Source organism: Mesorhizobium sp. M6A.T.Cr.TU.017.01.1.1 (assembly GCF_004023115.1).
GTDB classification, from domain to species: domain Bacteria; phylum Pseudomonadota; class Alphaproteobacteria; order Rhizobiales; family Rhizobiaceae; genus Mesorhizobium; species Mesorhizobium mediterraneum.
Genome location: NZ_RZTA01000020.1, coordinates 23,331 through 40,501, shown reverse-complemented (window position 1 = coordinate 40,501; position 17,171 = coordinate 23,331). Strand labels below are relative to the sequence as shown.

17 protein-coding genes are annotated in these 17,171 nt (G+C 63.5%); 16 read left to right on the top strand and 1 reads right to left on the bottom strand.

The window, feature by feature from the left end:
• Position 1 precedes the first annotated feature (1 nt).
• From EOB36_RS09170 to EOB36_RS09145, 6 genes are all read left to right on the top strand, one after another.
• Complete coding sequence (locus EOB36_RS09170; protein WP_127204958.1) at positions 2–1,507, top strand: altronate dehydratase family protein; 1,506 nt, start codon at positions 2–4, stop codon at positions 1,505–1,507.
• Positions 1,508–1,569: 62 nt separating this feature from the next.
• Entirely contained in the window at positions 1,570–2,568 is a 999-nt protein-coding gene (locus tag EOB36_RS09165) for an aldo/keto reductase (RefSeq protein ID WP_128284715.1), read from the top strand.
• Positions 2,569–2,914: 346 nt separating this feature from the next.
• On the top strand, positions 2,915–3,910 hold the full coding sequence (locus EOB36_RS09160) for an ABC transporter substrate-binding protein (RefSeq protein WP_095488293.1): 996 nt from the start codon (positions 2,915–2,917) through the stop codon (positions 3,908–3,910).
• Between the two features lie 92 nt (positions 3,911–4,002).
• Positions 4,003–5,556: a sugar ABC transporter ATP-binding protein gene (locus tag EOB36_RS09155; RefSeq protein WP_095488292.1), complete on the top strand. Its 1,554-nt coding sequence runs from the start codon at positions 4,003–4,005 to the stop codon at positions 5,554–5,556.
• A complete protein-coding gene (locus EOB36_RS09150) occupies positions 5,553–6,518 on the top strand; it encodes an ABC transporter permease (protein ID WP_095488290.1) in 966 nt (321 codons plus the stop codon). The genes EOB36_RS09155 and EOB36_RS09150 overlap by 4 nt, the downstream gene beginning before the upstream one ends.
• A 68-nt stretch (positions 6,519–6,586) precedes the next feature.
• A complete protein-coding gene (locus tag EOB36_RS09145) occupies positions 6,587–7,606 on the top strand; it encodes a zinc-binding alcohol dehydrogenase family protein (RefSeq protein WP_095488288.1) in 1,020 nt (339 codons plus the stop codon).
• Between the two features lie 341 nt (positions 7,607–7,947).
• Here EOB36_RS09145 and phnF read toward each other — a convergent pair whose 3' ends face one another.
• Entirely contained in the window at positions 7,948–8,691 is a 744-nt protein-coding gene (gene phnF / locus EOB36_RS09140) for a phosphonate metabolism transcriptional regulator PhnF (protein WP_095488286.1), read from the bottom strand.
• A gap of 122 nt (positions 8,692–8,813) precedes the next feature.
• On the opposite strand from phnF, the gene phnG reads away from it, so the two are divergent.
• The 10 genes from phnG to phnD all read left to right on the top strand — a co-directional run bounded on the left by phnG (position 8,814) and on the right by phnD (position 17,138).
• Positions 8,814–9,275, top strand: a complete 462-nt coding sequence (phnG, locus tag EOB36_RS09135; protein ID WP_095488284.1) for a phosphonate C-P lyase system protein PhnG — start codon at positions 8,814–8,816, stop codon at positions 9,273–9,275.
• A complete protein-coding gene (gene phnH, locus EOB36_RS09130; protein WP_095488282.1) occupies positions 9,275–9,886 on the top strand; it encodes a phosphonate C-P lyase system protein PhnH in 612 nt (203 codons plus the stop codon). Before phnG ends, phnH begins: the two co-directional genes overlap by 1 nt.
• 1 nt (position 9,887) lies before the next feature.
• Complete coding sequence (locus EOB36_RS09125; protein WP_126104840.1) at positions 9,888–11,000, top strand: carbon-phosphorus lyase complex subunit PhnI; 1,113 nt, start codon at positions 9,888–9,890, stop codon at positions 10,998–11,000.
• Entirely contained in the window at positions 10,997–11,908 is a 912-nt protein-coding gene (locus EOB36_RS09120) for an alpha-D-ribose 1-methylphosphonate 5-phosphate C-P-lyase PhnJ (RefSeq protein WP_128284714.1), read from the top strand. Before EOB36_RS09125 ends, EOB36_RS09120 begins: the two co-directional genes overlap by 4 nt.
• Entirely contained in the window at positions 11,905–12,681 is a 777-nt protein-coding gene (gene phnK, locus EOB36_RS09115) for a phosphonate C-P lyase system protein PhnK (protein WP_126104838.1), read from the top strand. Before EOB36_RS09120 ends, phnK begins: the two co-directional genes overlap by 4 nt.
• Before the next feature lie 208 nt (positions 12,682–12,889).
• On the top strand, positions 12,890–13,597 hold the full coding sequence (gene phnL / locus EOB36_RS09105; RefSeq protein ID WP_128284713.1) for a phosphonate C-P lyase system protein PhnL: 708 nt from the start codon (positions 12,890–12,892) through the stop codon (positions 13,595–13,597).
• Complete coding sequence (locus EOB36_RS09100; protein WP_095488270.1) at positions 13,594–14,211, top strand: DapH/DapD/GlmU-related protein; 618 nt, start codon at positions 13,594–13,596, stop codon at positions 14,209–14,211. The genes phnL and EOB36_RS09100 overlap by 4 nt, the downstream gene beginning before the upstream one ends.
• A gap of 186 nt (positions 14,212–14,397) precedes the next feature.
• Positions 14,398–15,102, top strand: coding sequence for a DUF1868 domain-containing protein (locus tag EOB36_RS09095; RefSeq protein ID WP_206073003.1), 705 nt, complete (start codon positions 14,398–14,400; stop codon positions 15,100–15,102).
• A 123-nt stretch (positions 15,103–15,225) separates the two neighbouring features.
• A complete protein-coding gene (phnC, locus tag EOB36_RS09090; protein WP_095488266.1) occupies positions 15,226–16,083 on the top strand; it encodes a phosphonate ABC transporter ATP-binding protein in 858 nt (285 codons plus the stop codon).
• A gap of 146 nt (positions 16,084–16,229) precedes the next feature.
• Positions 16,230–17,138, top strand: a complete 909-nt coding sequence (gene phnD, locus EOB36_RS09085; protein ID WP_095488264.1) for a phosphonate ABC transporter substrate-binding protein — start codon at positions 16,230–16,232, stop codon at positions 17,136–17,138.
• Positions 17,139–17,171: the final 33 nt, after the last annotated feature.

Sequence of the window (17,171 nt, the reverse complement as noted above, 5' to 3'; positions counted from 1 at the left end):
CGTGAACGCCGCAAACAGCATTCTTCTGTCTCCCGCTGACAATGTCGCGGTCGCCAATGGCCGCATTGAGATCGGCGCGGTGCTGCCGGGCGGCGCCGTTGCCACAGCGTTGATCGAACCCGGGCACAAGGTTGCGATCAAGCCGATCGCCGCTGGCGAGGCCGTGGTCAAATACGCTCAGGCGATCGGCCGCGCCACTGAAGCCATCGCGCCCGGCGAGCATGTTCATTCGCACAATCTGGTCTTCGAGTCCGGGCGTTTGCCGGTGGTGCCGCCGAGCGAAGCCGTGCACGCGACCGAGGCCGATCGCACCCGCACCTTCATGGGCTATCGTCGCGCCGACGGCCGTGCCGGCACGCGCAACTTCATCGGCATTCTCGCCAGCGTCAATTGCTCGGCCACCGTTTGCCACGCCATCGCCGATGAGGCGAACCGCACACTGCTGCCCAGATATCCGGGGATCGACGGCTTTGTTCCTATCGTTCACGGCCAGGGCTGCGGCATGAGCGCCACCGGCGACGGCATGATGGTGCTGCACCGCACGCTTGCCGGCTATGCCCGCCATCCGAATTTCGGCGGCGTGCTGATGGTCGGGCTCGGCTGCGAGGTCAATCAGCTCACCCTCTATGGCCAGAAGGGTGTCGCCGCCGGAAAACGCCATTTCAACATCCAGGAAGCCGGTGGCTCGCGCAAATCTGTCGAGAAGGCGATGCTGGTGCTGGCCGAGATCGCCGAGGAGGTCGGCAAACTTGAGCGTGAGCCGATCCCGGTCAGCGAGATCGTCGTCGGCCTGCAATGCGGCGGCTCGGACGGCATGTCCGGCATCACCGCCAATCCGGCGCTGGGCGCCGCGGTCGACATCCTGGCGGGCGTCGGCGGCATCGGCATCCTCTCCGAGACCACGGAAATCTACGGCGCCGAGCATCTGCTCGCCTATCGCGCGGCGACCCCGGAGATCGCAGCCAAGCTGGACGGCTATGTGAAGTGGTGGGAAGACCATGTCGCCAAGCATGGCGCCTCCATCGACAACAATCCCTCGCCCGGCAACAAGCGCGGCGGCCTGACCACCATTTTGGAGAAGTCGCTCGGCGCGGTCGCCAAGGGCGGCCAGACGCCGCTCAACGGCGTCTTCGGCTATGCCGAGAAGGTCACCGGGCACGGGCTGGTGTTCATGGACACGCCCGGCTACGACCCGGTTTCGGCCACCGGCCAGGTGGCGGGCGGCGCCAACGTCATCGTCTTCACCACCGGCCGCGGTTCCTGCTTCGGCTGCCGGCCGACGCCATCGATCAAGGTCGCCACCAATTCGACCATGTATCATCAGATGGAAGAGGACATGGACGTGAATTGCGGCGTCATCGCCTCGGGCGAAAAGACCATTGCCGGCATGGGCCGCGAGATCTTCGAACTGATCGTCGAGACGGCTTCCGGCCGCAAGACCAAGAGCGAGGAGTTCGGCTACGGCGACAATGAGTTCGTGCCCTGGCACCTCGGGGCGACCCTCTAGACCAGCCACTAACTGACTTACGACATAGACGGGCCAGGCAAATGGCCGGTGGGAGGCTTTGCATGAAGAAACGCCGTGTCGGCAGCACCGCGCTGGAAATAACCGAGGTCAGCTTCGGCGGCGCGGCGGTCGGCGGCCTCTACCGAGCTTGCCCGCGCGAGGCGGCGATGCAGACGCTGCAGGTCGCCTGGGATACCGGCTTGCGCTATTTCGATACGGCGCCTTTCTATGGCTTCGGCCTCTCGGAACGCCGCTTCGGCGATTTTCTGCGCGACAAGCCGCGGGACTCCTACGTGCTGTCGACCAAGGTTGGGCGCCTGTTCCGGCCGGTGCCGGAAGACCAGGTTCCGGACCATTCCTATGTCGATCCGCTGCCCTTTGCGCTCGACTACGACTATTCCTACGACGGCATCATGCGCTCGGTCGAGTTCAGCTATGCGCGGCTTGGCCTCAATCGAATCGACATCCTGTTCGTCCACGACATCGGCGTCTACACGCATGGCGTCGAGAAAACGAAGCTGCATTTCCGCCAGTTGATGGATGGCGGGCTGAAGGCGCTGGAAGAGCTGAAGTCGTCCAAGGTCATTTCCGCCTACGGCCTTGGCGTCAACGAGGTGCAGATCTGTCTCGATGTGCTGCGCCAGGCGCCGCTCGACTGCATCCTGCTTGCCAGCCGCTATTCGCTGCTCGACCGCACCGCCGAAGCCGAATTGCTGCCGCTTTGCCGGCAACGGCAAACCTCGCTGATCATCGGTGGCGTCTTCAATTCCGGCATCTTGGCGACCGGCCCGGTGCCGGGTGCGCATTTCGACTACCTGCCGGCCACCCAGAACATTCTCGACCGCGTCGGCGCCATGGAAAAAATCGCCGCCGAGGGCGGCTATCCGCTTGCCGCGGCGGCGTTCCAGTTTCCGCTGCATGAGCCTGTGGTAGCTTCTGTGCTGACGGGCACCGCCAAACCGGCCAATCTGGCGCGAAATCTCCAACTGCTCGACATCCCGGTGCCCGAAACAGAGTTCGCCAAATATGATCCCTACACAGTCGTACAGAAACTTGGCTGATGCGCTGCGGCCTTCGCCATTCGCCGGTTAAACGGCGGACGGTGCGATCAGGAGGCGTCACAATCGTACGCCTCAAAAAAGAATGAATATTCCATATTGACTGGTTGGTGGAATTAATATTCCATACCTTTCGAAGAGGATCTGTAGGGTTGGAAATGAGGATCGGCAAGGAGGGCCCTTCCGGTCTAGCCATCTGGAGACCGATACGAAACACCGCTTGCGCCGGCCCATCCTATGCACTATCAAAATGCGGTAAATGTTTTTTATTGATAAAGTTCCGTTTGGGCAGCGCCTATCCAAACCGAGCTTCCGCAACGTTCACCGGGCGACTTAGGGAGGAAACCTAATGAAATTCGTGACCAGCATTCTCAACCGCCGCGCATTCGTGGCGCTCGCTGCCGCCTCGATGCTTGCCGGCGTGATGCATTCGGCGCCGGCTTCGGCGGCGGACGTGACCATTCCGATCATCGTCAAGGACACCACCTCTTTCTACTGGCAGATCGTTCTGGCCGGCGCCCGCAAGGCCGGCAAGGACCTCGGCGTCAACGTGCCGGAACTCGGTGCCCAGGCGGAGACCGATGTCAACGGCCAGATCTCGATCCTTGAAAACGCCGTCGCCGGCAACCCGGCCGCCGTCGTCATCGCACCGACCGAAGCCAAGGCGCTCGGCAAGCCGATCGATGAGGCTGCCAGCAAGGTCAAAATCATCGGCATCGACTCCGGCGCCGATTCCAAGGCCTTCACCTCGTTCCTGACCACCGACAACATCCAGGGCGGCCGCGTCGCCGCCGACGGCCTGGCGGCAGCCATCGGCGAGGCCAATGGCGGCAAAGTCGAGGGCGACGTCGCCCTGATCACCGCGCTTCCGGGTGCCGGGTCGCTCGAACAGCGCGCCCAGGGCTTCAAGGAGCAGCTTGCCGCCAAATATCCGGGCCTCAAGCTCGTCGCCGACAAATATGCCGACGGCCAGGCCACGACCGGCCTCAACATCGCGACCGACCTGATCACCGCCAATCCGAACCTCAAGGGCATCTTCGCCTCCAACCTGATCATGGCGCAGGGCGTCGGTCAGGCGATCGCCGAGAACAGCCTGGCCGGCAAGGTCGGGCTCGTCGGCTTCGACAGCGACGAGAAGCTGATCAAGTTCCTCAACGACGGCGTCATTTCGGCTCTCGTCGTCCAGGATCCGTACCGGATGGGCTATGACGGCATCAAGACGGCGCTCGCCGCCTCGAAGGGCGAGAAGGTCGAGGCCAATGTCGACACCGGCGCCAACCTGGTCACCAAGGCCAATATGAAGGATCCGAAGATCGACGCGCTGCTCAATCCGAAACTCGACTGAGCATCGGCGTAGGTGCATTGTTTCCGGGGCCTTTCTGCCCCGGAAACACTCCAACCAAGTGCCAATCGTGAGGCCAATCTGGGAGGATTGTCATGACGTCGACGGCGCAGGAACTGCATCCGGCCCTAACGCTGGAGCCGGGCAGGACGATCCTCGAACTCAAGGGACTGGAAAAGCGATATCCTGGCACGCACGCGCTGAAGCCGGTTAACCTCGCCTTCAAGGCCAGCGAAATCCACGCCATTGTCGGCGAGAACGGTGCCGGCAAATCCACCCTGATCAAGCTGCTGACCGGTGTCATGCCGCGCACCTCCGGCGACGTCATCTGGGAGGGCAAGCCGGCAGCGCTGGCGACGCCGCATGAGGCGATGGCGCTCGGCATCAATGCCGTGCATCAGGAGGTCGTTCTGTGCCGCCATCTCACTGTCGCGGCCAACATGTTCCTTGGCGAGGAGGATTCCCGCTTCGGCATCCTGCAGCAGCGGGCCATGGTCAGGGAAGCGCAGAAGATCATCGACGATCTCGGCTTCGATCTGCCGGCGCATGTCGTGCTGGGTGACCTGACCATAGGCCAGCAGCAGCTGATCGCCGCCGCCCGCGCCACCGTGCGCGGCACCAAGTTCCTGATCTTCGACGAACCGACTGCCTATCTCACCCGGAAGGAAGCCGATCAGCTGTTCACGCTGATCCGCCGGCTAAAGGGCGAAGGCGTCACCATCATCTACATCAGCCACCGCATGGAAGAGGTGTTCGAGCTCGCCGACCGCGTCTCGGTGCTGCGCGACGGCACGCTTGTCGGCACCAGGAACATCGCCGAGACCAACGACGCCGAGCTGGTCAAGATGATGATCAACCGCTCGATCGAGCAAGTCTATCACAAGGAGCATTTTACCCCGGGCGCGACGCTCCTCGAAGCCAGGAATCTCTCCGGCAAGGGCTTCGAAAATGTCTCGATGACGGTCCGGGCCGGCGAAATCGTCGGGCTCTACGGCCTGATCGGTGCCGGGCGCAGCGAGTTCGTCACCACGCTCTACGGCCGTCATCGCAAGTCGGCCGGCCAGATCCTCTGGGAGGGCAAGGAGGTTCAGGTCAACTCCGAGCATGACGCTATCAGGCTTGGCATGGCGCTGGCGCCGGAAAGCCGCCGTGACCAGGGCCTCTGCCTCAACCTGCCGGTCGGCCTCAATCTCAATCTGCCGATCTACAAGCGCATCTCCAGCAATCTGCTGATCTCCAGCGCACAGGAGAAGACCGAGGCGGATCGCCAGATCGCCAATCTCAGGATCAAGACGCCGACGCGCAACGCGCTCGCCTCCAGCCTGTCCGGCGGCAACCAGCAGAAGATCGTCATCGGCAGATGGCTGGCGCACGGCGCCAAGCTGTTCATCTTCGACGAGCCGACAGTTGGCGTCGATGTCGGCACCAAGGCGGAGATCTACCGTCTGTTCGGCGAACTGTTGTCCAAGGGCGCCGGCATCATCCTGATCTCGTCCTATCTGCCCGAGGTCTATGAACTGGCCGACACGCTGCATGTATTCCGGCGCGGCAAGCTGGTGGCCACGCATGGTTTCCGCACCGCCAATCATGAGGACATTCTCAACCAGGCGCTCGCCGAGAAACAAGAAAAACCGGGAGGACAGATATGAGCACCGAGGCGATCCCGGCCGAAAGGCCGAAACGCAACTACAACGCGCTGTTCGGGCTGACGCTGCTGGCGCTGCTGGTTCTTTTGTGGATCATCCTGTCGGTGGCGACGCCGAGCTTCGCCTCCGCCAACAATATCTCGAACCTGCTGCGGCAGGGCTCGATGATAGCCATCCTGGCGGTCGGCCAGACCTTCGTCATCATCACCGGAGGCATCGACCTTTCCGTCGGCGCCGTGGTCGGCTTCGCCACCGTCATCGTAGCGATGCTGATCAACGCCGGGGTGCCGGTCTTCCTCGCCATCCTGGTCACCTTGCTGGTCGGTGTCGCCATCGGCATGTTCCACGGCTTCGGCATCGTCAGGATGGGCCTGCCGCCCTTCATCATCACGCTGGCGACGCTGACATCCTTGCGCGGCATCGGCCTCTTGATGACCAACGGCAACTCGATCTCGATCAACAACGACGCCTTCCAGTTGTTTTCGCGCAGCTCGTTTCTCGGCGTCCCCAATCTGTTCTGGATGGTGATCCTGGTCGGCATCCCGGCCTATATCTTCCTGCATCACAGCCGCTGGGGCCGGTATCTGTTCTCGGTCGGCTCCAACGCCGAGGCCTCGCGTCTGTCCGGCGTCAATGTCCAGCGCACCATCTACATGGCCTATACGCTCTCAGGCCTCTGCGCGGCTTTCGTCGGCGTGCTGCTCGCGTCGCGCATCGGCATCGGCAATCCGACGCAGGCCGAGGGCTGGGAATTGCAGGCGATCGCCTCGTCGGTGATCGGCGGCACTTCGCTGTTCGGCGCCGTCGGATCGGTGCATGGACCGCTGCTCGGCGCCTTCATCCTAGCCACCATCAACAACGGCGCCAATCTGCTCAACGTCAACGCCTTCTGGCAACGCATCATCACCGGGGTGCTGATCATCGTCATCGTCTATTTCGACGGCCTGCGCCGCCGCGGCAAGTAGACCATATTAACAACCGCCGGCCCGGCTCTAGCGGGGACGGCGGTTCCATGAACAGACTGGATTGAAGCATGAAAGCCGTCGTCTGCCGGTCGCCCGGCGAGCTTGTTCTGGAAGACCGTCCGGCGCCGAGCACGCCACCGCCGGGCTGGGCGCTGGTCGCGGTCAGTCATGTCGGCATCTGCGGCACCGACTATCACATCTTCGAGGGCAAGCATCCGTTCCTGGCCTACCCGCGCATCATGGGCCACGAGGTTTCCGGCACTATGATCGAGGCCGGCGACGGCGTCGATCTGGCCGTCGGCGAGCCGGTGGTCATCAACCCCTATCTCGCTTGCGGCAAATGCATCGCCTGCCGGCAAGGAAAACCGAATTGCTGCGTGAAGATCGAGGTGCTCGGCGTGCATCGTGACGGCGCCATGTGCGAACGCATCCTGGTGCCGGCGCAAAATCTTTATCCGGCAAACGGCCTGTCGCTTGCCGATGCCGCCGCCGTCGAATTCCTGGCGATCGGAGCGCATGCCGTGCGGCGCTCGCTGGCACAGCCAGGCGCGCGCACCCTGGTCATTGGCGCCGGGCCGATCGGGCTCGGCACGGCGCTGTTTGCCCGCATCGCCGGTCTCGACGTGACGCTGCTCGACATGAGCGCGGAGAGGCTGGATTTCGCCGCTAGCGAACTCGGCTTCGCGACCCTCGACGGTTCGCGGACGTCTGCGACCGATCTGGTGCGGGAGGCGACCGGCGGCGAAGGTTTTGACGTGGTTTTCGACGCCACCGGCAACACCCAGTCCGTCCAGTCGGCCTTCGCCCATGTCGCCCATGGCGGGACGCTGGTCCTGGTCAGTGTCGTCAAGGACGACATCGTCTTTTCCGATCCCGAATTCCACAAGCGCGAAATGACGCTGATCGGCAGCCGCAATGCGCTGCGCGCCGATTTCGACCATGTCGCCGCCTCGATCCGCGATGGCGCCGTGCCGCTGGCGAAGCTCGTCACCCATCGCACGACGCTGGGCGAGACGCCGCGCGACCTCGCCCGCTGGGCGCATGAGAAATCCGGCCTGATCAAGGCGGTGATCGAAGTCGGGTCATAACACGGCAGGCGGTGAGCCCGGCCCGAATGACAACGCCCCGCGCAGGTCGACCCCCACTCCGTCTCGGCTTCGCCGAGCCACCTCTCCCCCGAGCGACGGGGTAGAGGAAGGGTGCGAGCCTATTGCAGCCAACGCTCCTCAACCAGACTCCCTACTTCTCTCGCCGTCAGCGGGCTCCCTTCCTCTCCCTCCGGAGGGGGGAGAGGTGGCTCGGCGAAGCCGAGACGGAGTGGGGGAAGGCGGTCCTCAAACGCCAAACCGCTGACATGTAAGCGCGACCGAGCTGGTATGATATCAGCGTGGGTCAGATAAATCACGGTCTCGTATAAGGCCGGCACTACCTACAGCGCCGACAGTTTGAGCTCGACGCGCTCAGCCGGAAACCGCGTTTCGGCGAACTGGATCGGCTGGCCGTCCGGCGTGACGTTGACGGCGACCGTGACCAGCACGATGGCGCCGGGCTGCAGATCGAGATCGGCAAGGTCGGCGGCATCCGCGTGGCGCGCCGACAGCACCGTCGATTGCCTGAGATAGTCACTGATGCCGAAACGCTGGAGCGAAGCGGTCACCGATCCAGTTTCCGCGATAGCGGTCTCGATGCCTGCGAAGCGTTTTGCATCGAACCAGCCGGTGGCACGCGAGACCGGCTGTCCATCGGCTTCACCGCGTGTCTCAAGGCGGATGACGCTGGAACCCTTGGCTAGACCTAAGCCTTCGGCGACACGCCGGCTGGCCGGCTCGACCGCCGACTCGAGCAGCACGCTGCGGCGCTCAGACGCTTGCCCTTGCAAGCCCTCCGAAAAACGGGTGCGGGCGCCGATCGGATAGGACAGGCGCTTGCGCGAAAGCACGAAAGTGCCGCGCCCCTGCTCGGCCCTGAGCACGCCATCCTGCACCAGTGCTGCGATGGCGCTGCGCACCGTATGGCGGTTGACACCATAGCGCTCGGCCAGCGCGACTTCCGGCGGCAGCGCGGTATTCTCGGCAAAGTCGCCGACGGCGATCGAACGCAGGATTTGATCGGCGATCTGCCGCCACAGCGAGACGCCGCTGCGCCGCTCTATGCTGCTGGGCTGCCCGATCATGTCTTGCCCCGATCTTTTCGCCCGTGTCATGCACCCGTCATAGACACGCATTAGATAATAGGTATAATTTGTATAATTGTCTATATCAATAGACAAATTTTCGATGCAAGGGAATGTTAACCATGCGAGGACAGGAAGCGCGCGATCAGGCTCAGCGCAAGGCCGTTATGGCAACGCTGGCGCAATCGACCGGCGACGATATCGTCCGGCTGTGGAACGAAGCCGGCCTGCCTTCTGAGGCGGAACTCCTGCGCGGCCCCGAAACCGGCTTGGTCACCGTGCGCGGCCGCATCGGCGGCGGCGGCGCGCCGTTCAACGTTGGCGAGGCGACGGTCACCCGCGCTACCGTCCGGCTCGCCTCCGGACAGGTCGGCCACTGCTACGCGCTGGGCCGTGACAGGCAGAAAGCAAAACTGGCGGCGATCGCCGACGCGCTCTGGCAGGACCCTGCCCTGCGCCGTGAGGTCGAGACCAAACTCATTGCGCCGCTGCAGGCCGCACTGGCCAGCGCACGTGAACGGCGTCGCGCCGAGACGGCGGCAACGAAGGTCGATTTCTTCACCATGGTACGCGGAGAAGACTGATGGACATCGTAACCCAAGCGATCGAAGGCGGCTTTGCCGATCCGGTGTTCGACGCCCAGACGGTGTTCCGCGCCGTGATGGACGCAATGGCGCGGCCGGGCACCCTGCAGCCTCTGCCGGTCTTTGCCCGCCCGCCGGCGCCGCTATCAGCCACCGCGGGCGCCATTGCGCTGGCGCTGTGCGACAACGACACGCCGCTGTGGCTCGACCCCGTTTTGCAGGCCCCAGTAGCGGTGAAATCCTGGCTCGGCTTCCACACCGGCGCGCCCCTGGCCAACACGCCGGCCGATGCGCATTTCGCGCTGATCGCCACGCCGGCCGAAATGATGGCGCTCGACGGCTTCTCACAAGGCACCCAGGATTATCCCGACCGCTCCACGACGCTGATCCTGCAAGTCGGCGATCTCGTTTCAGGTGCCCCTCTGTTGCTCGAAGGTCCCGGCATCGAAAAGACTGCAAGCATCGCGCCGGCGCAGATGCCGCGCCATTTCGTCGAACAGTGGAAGCAGAACAACCAACGCTTTCCGCGTGGCGTCGACATCGTCCTCGCCACCCCGGACGGCGTTGCCTGCCTGCCGCGCACGACGCGCATCAAGACGATGGAGGCGTGATATGTATGTCGCGGTAAAAGGCGGCGAAGCGGCCATCGCCAACGCCCACAGCCTGCTCGCCGACCGCCGGCGCGGCGACCGTTCCGTGCCGGCGCTTCGCCTCGACCAGATCGTCGAGCAACTGGCGCTCGGTGTCGACCGGGTGATGAGCGAAGGCTCGCTCTACGACAGGGAATTGGCGGCGCTCGCCATCGTCCAGGCGCGCGGCGACATGATCGAGGCGATCTTCCTGGTTCGCGCCTATCGCACGACGCTGCCGCGCTTCGGCTACACACGGGCGATCGACACCGGCGCGATGCTGGTCGAGCGGCGTGTCTCGGCGACCTACAAGGATCTTCCCGGCGGCCAGCTTCTCGGCCCGACCTTCGACTACACCCACCGGCTGCTCGATCCCGAGCTTGCCGCGGGCGGCGACGTCGCCGAGCCGCAGCAGCGTGCCAGCGAGGCGGAAGCCATGCCCCGTGTCTCCGCCATCCTCGCCCGCGAAGGCCTGATCGAGCCCGACGGCGACATGCCGCAGGACCATGTCCCCGGCGACATCACCCGCGAGCCGCTAGAATTCCCGATGGCGCGCGACATCCGCCTGCAGGCGCTGTCACGCGGCGACGAGGGTTTTTTGTTGGCGCTCGGCTACTCCACCCAGCGCGGCTATGCCCGCAACCATCCCTTCGTCGGCGAGGTTCGCATCGGCGAGGTGGAGCTGGAACTCGACGTGCCGGAGCTGCCCTTCGCCGTACCGCTCGGCTCCGTGCGTGTCACCGAGTGCCAGATAGTCAACCAATTCAAGGGCTCAGCCAAGGCGCCGCCGCAATTCACCCGCGGCTACGGCCTCGTCTTCGGCCAGAGCGAGCGCAAGGCGATGGCCATGGCGCTGTGCGACCGGGCGTTACGTGCTTCGGAATTCGGCGAAGATGTCGTCGCCGCAGCCCAGGACGAGGAGTTCGTCATCTCGCATTCCGACAATGTCCAGGCGACCGGCTTCGTCGAGCATCTGAAGCTGCCGCACTATGTCGACTTCCAGGCCGAGCTCGACCTGGTGCGCCGCATGCGCGCCGAGCATGATGCTCGCGAAAACGCCGGCAAAGCCGAGGAGAAAAGGGAGGCAGCGGAATGACCGCACAACCGACCGACATCGCCACCTACAACTTCGCCTATCTCGATGAGCAGACCAAGCGGATGATCCGCCGGGCGATCCTCAAGGGCATCGCCATTCCCGGCTACCAGGTGCCGTTTGCCTCACGCGAAATGCCGATGCCCTATGGCTGGGGCACTGGCGCCGTCCAGGTCACCGCTTCGATCATCGGCCCGGACGATGTGCTGAAAGTCATCGACCAGGGCGCCGACGACACCACCAATGCGGTTTCGATCCGTGCCTTCTTCAAGAAGGTCGCCAATGTCGCCGTCACCACCGAGACGGCGAAGGCGACCATCATCCAGACCCGCCACCGCATCCCAGAACATCCGCTGACATCAGGCCAGGTGCTGGTCTTTCAGGTGCCGATTCCCGAACCTTTGCGCTTCCTCGAGCCGCGCGAGACCGAAACGCGGAAAATGCATGCGCTGGAGGAATACGGCCTCATGCATGTGAAGCTCTACGAGGACATTGCCAGGCACGGCCGCATCGCCACCACCTACGCCTATCCGGTCAAGGTCGAGGGCCGCTATGTGATGGATCCCTCGCCGACGCCGAAATTCGACAATCCGAAGATGCATCGTTCGCCGGCTTTGCAGCTATTTGGCGCCGGCCGCGAAAAGCGCATCTATGCGCTGCCGCCTTTCACCGATGTGGTCAGCCTCGACTTCGAGGACCATCCGTTCGAGGTGCAGACCTTCGACCAGCCCTGCGCGTTGTGCGCGGCTGAGAACGTCTATCTCGACGAGGTCATCCTCGACGATCATGGCGGCCACATGTTCGTGTGCTCCGACACCGATCATTGCGAGAAGCGGCGCGAACAAGGCCATCGCGGCCGCCTTGCGCCTGAAACCCCTCTTGCCCTGGAAAAAACGGAGCCGGCGCAATGACCGACGAGCCGCTGCTGCGCGTTTCAGCGCTCTCCAAATTCTATGGCTCGCGCGTCGGCTGCGAGAACGTCACCTTCGACCTGTGGCCGGGCGAGGTGCTGGCGGTGGTCGGCGAATCCGGTTCCGGCAAGACGACGCTGCTCAACTGCCTGTCGACCCGGCTGCTGCCGAGTTCCGGCGCCGCCAGCTACCGCATGCGCGACGGCCAGTTTCGCGAGCTCTACCGGATGAGCGAGGCCGAGCGCCGCTTCCTGATGCGCACCGACTGGGGCTTCGTCCACCAGAACCCCGCCGACGGACTGCGCATGACGGTGTCCGCCGGCGCCAATGTCGGCGAGCGGCTGATGGCGGTGGGCGACCGTCACTATGGAAAAATCCGCGCCACTGCCGTCGACTGGCTGTCGCGCGTCGAGATTGACGAAGACCGCATCGACGACGAGCCGCGCGCCTTCTCCGGCGGCATGCGCCAGCGCCTGCAGATCGCCCGCAACCTGGTCACCGGGCCGCGGCTGGTGTTCATGGACGAGCCGACCGGCGGCCTCGACGTCTCGGTGCAGGCACGCCTGCTCGATTTGTTGCGCGGGCTGGTCACCGATCTTGGCCTCGCGGCCATCGTCGTCACCCACGACCTCGCGGTGGCGCGGCTTTTATCGCAACGCATGATGGTGATGAAGGATGGCCGCGTCGTCGAAAGCGGCCTCACCGACCGCGTGCTCGACGATCCGCGCGCGCCTTATACGCAATTGCTGGTTTCCTCGATTTTGCAGGTTTGACGATGGCGCCAAGTCACCCCCCTCTGGCCTGCCGGCCATCTCCCCCTCAAGGGGGGAGATTAGCAGCTTTCATGCCTCGCCCCTTCTGCAACGCAGGAGAATGGCGAAACCGAATACGACAGCCGATCTCCCCCCTTGAGGGGGAGATGGCCGGCAGGCCAGAGGGGGGTGCTGTCCCGCCAACGAACGACGATTGGAGCACCTTCTGATGGCAACCCCTCTCGTCGTCTCCGATGTCGCCAAGAGCTTCACCATGCATCTGCGCGACGGCATCAAACTGCCTGTCGTCGCCGGCGTCTCGTTCTCGATCAGGAGCGGTGAATGTGCAGTGCTCGGCGGCCCCTCTGGCGCCGGCAAGAGCTCGATCCTGAAGATGCTCTACGGCAACTACGCCGTCGACGCAGGCCAGATCATCGTCCAGCACGAGGATGGGCTCATCGATCTCGCAACGGCCAGCCCGCGCACCGTGCTTGCCGTGCGCCGGCTCACGATCGGCTATGTCAGCCAGTTCCTGCGCACCGTGCCGCGCGTCTCCGCTCTCGATGTCGTCGCCGAACCGCTGGTCGAGCGCGGCGCGGACCGTGAGGTTGCGCGCAACAAGGCGCGCGCCTTGCTGGCGCAGCTCAACTTGCCGGAAAAACTCTGGATGCTGCCGCCGGCGACGTTTTCCGGCGGCGAACAGCAGCGCGTCAACATCGCGCGCGGCTTCATCACCGAGCACCCGATCCTGCTACTCGACGAGCCGACCGCCTCGCTCGATGCCAGGAACCGCGATGTGGTGATTGCGCTGATCGCGGCCAAGAAGGCAACCGGCGTCGCCCTGCTTGGCATCTTCCACGACCACGACGTGCGCGAGGCGGTCGCCGACCGCGTCATCGACGTGACCGCCTTTGCCGCCGGGAAAATCGCCGCATGACCAGAAAGCTGTCGGAAACACCGCTGGTCCACGACACGGCGGAAGTCGAGAACTCGACGCTCGGCCGCTGGACCGAGATCGCCGACCGCTGCCGGGTTTCGGAGAGCACAATTGGCGACTATTCCTACATGATGCAGGACTGCGGTGTCTGGTGCGCGACGATCGGTAAGTTCGCCAACATCGCCGCCAGCGTCCGCATTAACGCCACCAATCACCCGACCTGGCGGCCGACGCTGCACCATTTCACTTATCGCGCCTCGGACTATTGGGACGACGCCGAACACGAGAGCGAATTCTTCGCTCAGCGTCGCGCCAAGCGCGTCACCATCGGCCATGACACCTGGCTTGGCCACGGCTCGACCATCCTGCCCGGCGTAACCGTCGGCGATGGCGCGGCGGTCGGCGCCGGCGCCGTGGTGTCGAAGGACGTTGCGCCCTACACCATCGTCGGCGGTGTGCCGGCGAAACCGATCCGCGAACGCTTCGACCGCCGCACGGCGGAACGTTATCAGGCGCTCGCCTGGTGGGATTGGGACCATATCAGGCTGCGCGCCGCGCTCGACGATTTTCGCGCGCTTTCGGCGGAAGCGTTTCTGGAGAAGTACGGTGAGTAGTGAGTAGTGAGTAGTGAGTAGTGAGTAGGAGATAGGAAGTCGCGGATTGGACGAAGGTCTCTCTTTTCACTACTCACTACTCACTACTCACTACTCACTCCCAACACACTACTCACTCCCACCACCACACCATTCATATCCCTGACACATGACTCGGACAAAGGCGGTCTTTCCCTGGAGATCGCCATGCCCATCAAACCTTCGCTCGCCGGATTCTTTGCCGGCTCGAACCCGAACCCTCCCGTGCATCTCGGCACGCGCTACGACACGTCAGGCAATTTCCTGACCGAGCCCGGCAACACGGTCGTCTGCCATCTCGTCAGCGGCTCAGCTTCCGAAACGGCAGTCATCGAAGTGCGTGAGCGGATGCGCGTTATGCCCGATGCCGACAGGCTGGCCTTCACGCCGATCTCCAGCCTGCATATGACGCTGTTCCAGGGCATCATCGAATATCGCCGCCGGCTTCCCTACTGGCCTGAGGATGTGCCCCTCGACACAAGCATCGACGACATGACCCGGCTCTATCTGGAGCGCCTGAATGGCGTCGGGGACCATGGCGCGTTTAAAGTCAGGGTTGTCGATGTCGTGCCGACCGGGCTTACCGTTACCGGCGTGTCGGACCAGGACGAGCGCATCATGCGCGCGTGGCGCGATGCCCTGTCGGTGCCGTTCGGATACCGGCATCCCGATCACGACAGCTATACTTTCCACATAACTTTCGCCTACCAGATCCGGCGCCTCGACGACGAAAGGGCCTCGCAATGGCAACAGCTATTCGATGACTGCCTCTCGCTGCTCGCCCTTCAGGCTCCGGTGATCGAGCTGCGGCCTCCGGCATTTTGCAGCTTCAAGGACATGAAGCATTTCGAGGAGCTTCTTGTCCTGGGCTGACGGCGCGACGTCTCTGCCTGTGGGCAGTAACAAAACTGACATCAATCCGACACCGCAGGTTCATGCGGCTGCGCTAGCGAAGGTTAACAGACCTTCGAAACGCGACTGGACTGGAACTTGCCTATGTCAGCAACCTCAGCCACGCTTGAAATCCGCGGCGTCACCCGCCGGTTTGGCAAGAACACCGCCGTCAGCAATGTCGATATCTCGATCCCGCATGGTCAGATGGTCGGCATCATCGGCCGTTCCGGTGCCGGCAAGTCGACCCTTTTGCGCATGATCAACCGCCTCATCGATCCCAGCCAAGGGTCGATTTTCTTTGACGGCGCCGAAGTCTCCAGCCTGCGCGGCTCGCTGCTCAGGCGCTGGCAGCGCGACTGCGCCATGATCTTCCAGCAGTTCAACCTGGTGCCGCGTCTCGACGTGCTGACCAACGTCTTGCTCGGCCGGCTCAATCACCGCTCGACCGTTGTCAATCTGCTCGGTGTCTTTTCTCGCGAGGAACGGGCCGAGGCGATCGCGGCGCTCGAGCGTCTCGACATTGCCCGCACGGCGCTGCAGCCGGCCGGCACCTTGTCCGGCGGCCAGCAGCAGCGCGTTGCGATTGCCCGTGCCATGATGCAGCAGCCGAAGGTGATCCTTGCTGACGAGCCGATCGCCTCGCTCGACCCGCTCAACGCCAAGGTGGTTATGGATTCGCTGCAGGACATCAATCTGCGCGAGGGCATCACCGTCGTCACCAATCTGCACACGCTGGATACCGCGCGCACCTATTGCAACCGCATCATCGGCATGGCCGCCGGCAAGGTCGTGTTCGACGGCCCACCCGAAGACCTCAACCGCGAGGCCGTGCGCCTGGTCTATGGTGCCGATAGCAATGGTGGCGAAATCTCCGAGGCCATCACCTCGACCAGCGTCACCATCAAGCAAAAAATCGCCGCATCCGCCGGACCGCTCGAGCCCGCATTTCCGGGCTACTAGTTCCATGATCCCGACAAGTGGATACCGGTATCCGGAAACGATCATGGACAAGCAAAAGAGCGCCTGGATCGCCGGCCCGCGTCAAGGGCGCTGTCAAAATTCGAACGCTACCGGCGCGATGCCGGAACCAACAGGAGAGACGCGACATGTTTAGAAAGATGCTTTTCGGTGCTGTTTCCATCGTCGCCATGGCGATGGGCGCGGTTCAGGCACAGGACCTGAAGGAATTCCGCGTCGGCATTTTGGGCGGCGAGAACGAAGCCGACCGTCTGCGCAACTACCAGTGCTTCGCCGACCACATCAAGGAAGTCCTCGGTGTCGAGAAAGTCTCGCTGTTCCCGGCCGCCGACTACGACGGCGTCATCCAGGGCCTGCTCGGCGGCACGCTTGACTATGCCGAGCTCGGCGCTTCCGCCTATGCCAAGATCTATCTCGAAAACAAGGACGCGGTTGAGCCTATCCTGACGACGGTCCAGACCGACGGTTCGACCGGCTATCATTCGGTCATGGTCGCCCGTGCCGATTCCGGCATCAAGACGCTCGCCGACATGAAGGGCAAGAAACTCGGTTTCGCCGATCCCGATTCGACTTCGGGTTACCTGATCCCGGTCACTTCACTGCCCAAGGACATCGGCATGGATGTGAAGAGCTACTTCGCGTCGACCGGTTTTGGTGGCGGCCATGAACAGCTCGTCCTCGAGGTCCTGAAGGGCACCTTCGATGCCGGCACCACCTGGGCCTCCGGCGTCGGCGACTTCAAGGACGGCTACAGCTCGGGCAATCTGCGCAAGATGGTCGACAAGGGCGTCCTCAAGATGGACGATCTTGTCGAATTGTGGCAGTCGCCGATGATCCCGAACGGCCCGCTGGTGCTGCGTGCGTCGATCGATGCCGGCGCCAAACAGAAGGTCACCGATTTCCTGACCAAGCTTCCGGAAACCGATCCAGCCTGTTTCTCGGCGATACAGGGCGGCGACTTCAAGGGCTATTCGCCGGTCACCCCGGAATTCTATCAGGCAATCATCGACGCCCGTAAGGCGAAGATCGGCTCGTAAGTAAACTGCCACAACGCCGCCGGGGCCATGTGC

Excerpts from the sequence above, each read along its gene's own strand:
- EOB36_RS09160 (WP_095488293.1), top strand. The coding sequence starts at position 2,915 with ATGAAATTCGTGACCAGCATTCTCAACCGCCGCGCATTCGTGGCGCTC.
- phnF (WP_095488286.1), bottom strand. The coding sequence starts at position 8,691 with ATGATCGGGCAGCCCAGCAGCATAGAGCGGCGCAGCGGCGTCTCGCTG.
- EOB36_RS09100 (WP_095488270.1), top strand. The coding sequence starts at position 13,594 with ATGACCAGAAAGCTGTCGGAAACACCGCTGGTCCACGACACGGCGGAA.
- EOB36_RS09155 (WP_095488292.1), top strand. The coding sequence starts at position 4,003 with ATGACGTCGACGGCGCAGGAACTGCATCCGGCCCTAACGCTGGAGCCG.
- EOB36_RS09120 (WP_128284714.1), top strand. The coding sequence starts at position 10,997 with ATGACCGCACAACCGACCGACATCGCCACCTACAACTTCGCCTATCTC.
- phnC (WP_095488266.1), top strand. The coding sequence starts at position 15,226 with ATGTCAGCAACCTCAGCCACGCTTGAAATCCGCGGCGTCACCCGCCGG.
- phnD (WP_095488264.1), top strand. The coding sequence starts at position 16,230 with ATGTTTAGAAAGATGCTTTTCGGTGCTGTTTCCATCGTCGCCATGGCG.
- EOB36_RS09150 (WP_095488290.1), top strand. The coding sequence starts at position 5,553 with ATGAGCACCGAGGCGATCCCGGCCGAAAGGCCGAAACGCAACTACAAC.
- phnH (WP_095488282.1), top strand. The coding sequence starts at position 9,275 with ATGGACATCGTAACCCAAGCGATCGAAGGCGGCTTTGCCGATCCGGTG.
- phnK (WP_126104838.1), top strand. The coding sequence starts at position 11,905 with ATGACCGACGAGCCGCTGCTGCGCGTTTCAGCGCTCTCCAAATTCTAT.
- EOB36_RS09145 (WP_095488288.1), top strand. The coding sequence starts at position 6,587 with ATGAAAGCCGTCGTCTGCCGGTCGCCCGGCGAGCTTGTTCTGGAAGAC.
- phnG (WP_095488284.1), top strand. The coding sequence starts at position 8,814 with ATGCGAGGACAGGAAGCGCGCGATCAGGCTCAGCGCAAGGCCGTTATG.
- EOB36_RS09125 (WP_126104840.1), top strand. The coding sequence starts at position 9,888 with ATGTATGTCGCGGTAAAAGGCGGCGAAGCGGCCATCGCCAACGCCCAC.
- phnL (WP_128284713.1), top strand. The coding sequence starts at position 12,890 with ATGGCAACCCCTCTCGTCGTCTCCGATGTCGCCAAGAGCTTCACCATG.
- EOB36_RS09095 (WP_206073003.1), top strand. The coding sequence starts at position 14,398 with ATGCCCATCAAACCTTCGCTCGCCGGATTCTTTGCCGGCTCGAACCCG.
- EOB36_RS09165 (WP_128284715.1), top strand. The coding sequence starts at position 1,570 with ATGAAGAAACGCCGTGTCGGCAGCACCGCGCTGGAAATAACCGAGGTC.